Genomic DNA, 332 nt, shown 5'->3' with positions numbered 1-332 from the left:
GGTTAGCCAGGGTTAAGTAGCAAAAAGTGTGTCTGAGTTACAGCGATCTTGCTGCTCAGGCTGGGTAAAGCGGGCGGATATAAGGTCTTTATGCTTATATCCGCCCGTTTCGTGTTCAATCCATCGGAATGGCACCCGCATGTGCTAGCCGGGGGTTGGTGTGCTTTCCGGGTGAGTAAAAACAGACCACGATGCCCGGTATGTGCTGGGCAAATGAAGAAAAACGGAACCACATCCAAAGGCACAACCAGGTGGCGGTGCAAAGACCCGAACTGCGGCAGCTCCACGACACGAACTCGCACCGATCTCACGCAGGCCCGCAACTTTAAAGC

Annotated in this window: 1 pseudogene; it reads left to right on the top strand. The window is 53.9% G+C overall.

The window, feature by feature from the left end:
• Window positions 1-171 precede the first annotated feature (171 nt).
• A pseudogene (locus QKD99_RS11605) lies at window positions 172-332 on the top strand (IS256 family transposase); the annotation flags it as partial.

The organism is Corynebacterium sp. c3Ub_189 (assembly GCF_039907195.1).
In the GTDB taxonomy this organism is placed as follows: Bacteria; Actinomycetota; Actinomycetes; order Mycobacteriales; family Mycobacteriaceae; genus Corynebacterium.
The sequence above is the reverse complement of the archived record's forward strand: the minus strand, read 5'-3'. Positions and strand labels throughout refer to the sequence as shown.